Source organism: uncultured Fretibacterium sp., assembly GCF_963544685.1.
Lineage (GTDB): Bacteria > Synergistota > Synergistia > Synergistales > Aminobacteriaceae > CAJPSE01.
Genome location: NZ_CAUUGJ010000156.1, coordinates 1 through 4,189, shown reverse-complemented (window position 1 = coordinate 4,189; position 4,189 = coordinate 1). Strand labels below are relative to the sequence as shown.

Sequence of the window (4,189 nt, the reverse complement as noted above, 5' to 3'; positions counted from 1 at the left end):
GCCGCGCCTCCACCCCGTTGCGCCGGAGCGCCGTGAAGAACTGGAGCCCCTGGGAGAGCTCGCAGCGATGGTCCTCGTCCGAGTGGATGATCAGGGTCGGGGTGCGCGCCTGGTCGGCGTACTTGAGGGGCGACTGGTTCCAGAGCTCGTCAACGCCGCTCCAGATGTCGGCCGCCTGCTGGTCCGGGACGAAGAAATAGCCGATGTCGGTGATCCCGGCCATCGAGACCCAGTTGCAGATGCTGCGCTGCGTGACGGCCGCGCGGAAGCGGTCGGTTCGGCCGACGATCCAGTTGGTCATGAACCCGCCGTAGGAGCCGCCGGTCACGCCCAGGCGGTCGCGGTCCACGAAGGGGAGCGTGTCGGAGGCCCAGTCCACGAAGGCCATCAGATCCTCGTAGTCGACGGTGCCGTAACGGCCCCGGATGTCGGCGAAGGCGTTCCCCTTTCCGTCGCTGCCCCGCGGGTTGCAGAACAGCACGGCGAACCCCTCCGCGGCCCAGCACTGCATCTCGTGCACGAAGACGTCCCCGAACGTCATCTTGGGCCCGCCGTGAATGTGCAGCAGGGTCGGGTACTTCTTGCCGACCTCGAAGCCGACGGGGCGCATGTACCAGCAGTCCAGCCCCTCGGGGGTGCCGTTCTCCAGGCGGACGTACTCGGGGACGCTCAGGTCCTTCCCCTCCAGGGCCGCAGCGTTGAAGTCCGTGAGGCGGCGCTCCCTCCCGGCCTCCACCAGGTACAGCTCCTGAAGGCCCAGCCCCTCGAGCCCGACCACGGCGGCGCGGCCGTCCCGGACGTCGTAGTCCTCGATGCTGCGCAGCTCCTGCGAGACCTGCACGACGCCTCCGTGCGCGTCGACCGTGTGCAGGTGCGAGCGGTATCCGTCCGTCGAGACGAACCACGCCCGGTCCCCGTCCACCTGAAAGGCCTGAGCCTGGTCGGTCAGGCCGTACCGGCAGTCGCAGATCACGGAGTTCCTCAGGCCCCGGTCGAGCTCGGGCGTCAGGCATTTCGGGGCGCCGTCCCCCGCCAGGTAGAAGCGCACGTTTTCGTTGTGCCCGTGACGCTTCATGTCCGTTCCCGTCAGCAGCAGGCCGCCCGCGAACGCATCCGCGCAGGACCAGGCGAAGTGGGCCTGAGGCACGCGCTCCGCCATCTCGCCGGACTCCAGGTCGCACTCCCACACGCCGCTCGTCTCCGGCATCACGTCCCTGTAGACGACCCCCGTGACCAGCGCCCGCCGGCGGTTGGCCGAGAGGCGTACCCGGCGAACCTCCATGTCGCGGGGCGACAGGTCCCTGAGCTCCCCCGAGGTGGGGGTGAAGAGGGAGAGCGTGCGGCGGGACTGCGCGGTGAAGCCCTTGCCGTTCGTGCAGAACGGGATCTGCTCGAGAACCCGATAGTCCGCGTCCTCGAAGCGCTCCGGCTCGCGGGGGTCGACGGTCCGGAGCAGGAGGCGGCCCTCGTCGAGCGCCCAGAGCTCGGTCACCTCGCGGGGAACCTCGGCCAGGAGGCGCGCTTCCCCTCCCGTTACGGGGATGCTGTAGATGCGGGCGGTCCTGGCGTCGGGGTCCGCGTCAGTGCCCGATGAAGCGCCCTCGGCAGGCTGGTGCGCCCGGCCGCTGACAAAGATCAGGGCGGCTCCCGAGGGGTCCCAGCAGAAGGCCCGCTCCGCCCCGGACGCGGTCAGGGGGGTGCACGTCTCCGTGTTCAGGCTGTACACCCAGAGGTCCGAGAGGTAGCGGTTGCCCTCCAGGTCGGCCCGGTGCACGGCGAAGGCAATCCTCGAGCCGTCGGGCGAGAAGCGGGGCGCCGACAGAAAACGGTATCGGAGCAGGTCGTGGAAGACTACGCGCGCGTCGGAGGTCTTGTCCTCATGTTTCTCCATGACGAATCGATCCCTTTCTGAAAGCTGATGCCGAAGGCCGGTTCCGAAAGCCGGCCGGGACAGGGGGCCGTCCCCGAATCCGCTATGCGCCGCCTCGGGGCGTCTGTCCCGCCGAGGCCACGACGCAGAGCGCGATGGAATGGAACTTCTCCTCGGCGCTCGAACCGCGGGAGGTGACGACGATGGGGATCCTGGCGCCGACCACGATACCGGCCAGCTCGGCGTGGGCCGAGACGAGCAGGCTCTTGCCCAGGAGGTTTCCGGTCGTCAGGTCGGGCGTCACCAGGACGTCGAACCGGCCGCAGTTCTCGCTCCTGTAGCCCTTGATCGCGGCGATCCCCGGGTCCATCGCCACGTCGTAGGAGATCGGGCCCTCGACGACGCAGTCGGGGATCTCCCCGCTGCGGTTCATCTCCGCCAGCTCGGCGGCCTCCACGGTCTCTTTCATCCTGGGGTTCACCTTCTCGACCGCACAGAGCACGGCCACCCTGGGCCGCTCCCAGCCCATCGCCCTCAGGGTCCCCACGGCGTTGAGGATCAGGCCCTTCTTCTGGTTCAGGTCGGGGTAGACGACCATCCCCCCGTCGGTCACCACCACGAGACGGTCGACGCCGGGGATCCGAAAGAACGCGAGGTGCGACATCAGCCCGCCGGAGGGGGAGTCCTCGCTGTGCAGGTTGTTGGTGCGGTCGACGACGGGCTTCAGCAGGTCCTTCGTGTCCATCCTGCCCTTGACCAGAAAATCTCCCGCGCCCTCGGCGATCAGCTCGACGGCCCGCTGGGCTGGATTTTTTCCGGATCCTTCGGGCACGTCCGCGATGACGCAGGCGCCCGGGTCCTCCCCAAGGGCGCGAACTCGGTCCGCGATGAGCTCCCCGCGGCCCGTGAGGACGGGGTCCCCGATGATGCCCTCCCGACGGGCCCTGAAGACCGCCTCCAGGACATGCTCGTCCTCTGCGCCGGCCACGACGCACCGGCGTTTGTCCGGCAGGCTTTTCGCCCTCTCCGCGAGCTCGTTGAAACTGCGATAGCTCATGGTCTCCTGCCTCCTCGTCCTTGCCGTTTTCGTCACGGTCCCGCGGCGCCGGAGGTCCCCTTCGTCAGGCTCTCGAGCTGCTCCTGCGCCTCCCTCATCGCGATCCGCGGGATCAGGACGACCAGGTAGTCCCCCGCCATGAGCCGTACCTGTCCCGACGGCACGATCTCGCCGGAGCCGCGTTTGACCGCGATGACCAGGGAGTCCTCCGGCCACAGGATCTCCGCGATCGTCCTTCCGTCCGCCGGGCTCAGGTTCTCGACCCCGAACTCCACCAGCATACGGTCCCGGGCGGATGCGGAGCGGGCCCTCTCATGGTCGGAGGCGGCGGACGAAAGGAGCCTCTTCTGGAGGCTCTCGTAGATGGGCTCGGAGCGGAAGCCCTCCGCGACGACATAGGCGGTCATGGCCACCAGCCCCAGGGGCAGCATGAAGGCGAAGGAGCCGGTCATCTCGCTGATCAGGAGGATGCCCGTCAGCGGCGAGCGCACGATGGCGGAGAAGTGCCCCGTCATGGCCATGAGGGCCAGGGACGAGACGTACTGCGGCTCCATCAGCCCGGCGGAAACGGCCGCCTGGCCGAAGACGTTTCCCACCAGGGAGCCCAGCACCAGCAGGGGGAAGAAGATGCCGCCCGGCAGGCCGCTGCCGAAGCAGAGCGCCAGCAGCGCCAGCTTGGCGGCGTAGAGGCCGATCAGGACGACCGGCGACGGGTTCTCCCCCATGGCGTAGAAGATCATCGGCTCCCCGCTCCCGAACAGTTCGCCGCAGAGGAGGCAGGCTGCGGCGGTGAGGGCGAAGGGAAGGAGCCCGCACCAGGCCCAATGGAGCCGGAGCCGTGCGTAGAGGCTTTTCCCCCAGAGGATGCACCGGTTGAAGAGGACCCCGCTCAGCCCCGTGACGATCCCCAGGGCGACGAGCAGCCCGTAGTATCCGAGCGGCAGGACGTCGCGCCCCTCGACGAGCAGCACGGGGCGTACCCCCAGCACGGTGCCCGCGGTGAACACGGACGCGAAAGCCGCGGCCGTCGCGCTGACCAGGACGACGGGCGAGAAGTTGCGATGCAGCTCCTCCAGGGCGAAGACGACCCCGGCGATGGGCGCGTTGAAGGCTGCGGCCAATCCGGCCGCGGCGCCGCTTGACACCAGGAACTTACGCTCGGTGAAGGGCCTGCGGCCCAGCTCCGCGAAGCCCTGCCCCACGGCCGCGCCGATCTGCACCTGTCTCTTATACACATCTGACGCTGCCGACGACTAGTCGAG

At 68.8% G+C, this 4,189-nt stretch carries 3 protein-coding genes; all 3 read right to left on the bottom strand.

Features of this window, described 5'->3' with window-relative positions; translation table 11 throughout:
- Positions 1-1,891, bottom strand: a 1,891-nt coding sequence (locus ABLA28_RS10730) for a S9 family peptidase (RefSeq protein ID WP_347713661.1), incomplete at its 3' end; no start/stop codon positions are given.
- 82 nt (positions 1,892-1,973) lie between these two features.
- Complete coding sequence (locus tag ABLA28_RS10725; protein ID WP_347713660.1) at positions 1,974-2,927, bottom strand: phosphate acyltransferase; 954 nt, start codon at positions 2,925-2,927, stop codon at positions 1,974-1,976.
- Positions 2,928-2,959: 32 nt separating this feature from the next.
- On the bottom strand, positions 2,960-4,162 hold the full coding sequence (locus ABLA28_RS10720; protein WP_347713659.1) for a chloride channel protein: 1,203 nt from the start codon (positions 4,160-4,162) through the stop codon (positions 2,960-2,962).
- Between the last annotated feature and the right edge of the window lie 27 nt (positions 4,163-4,189).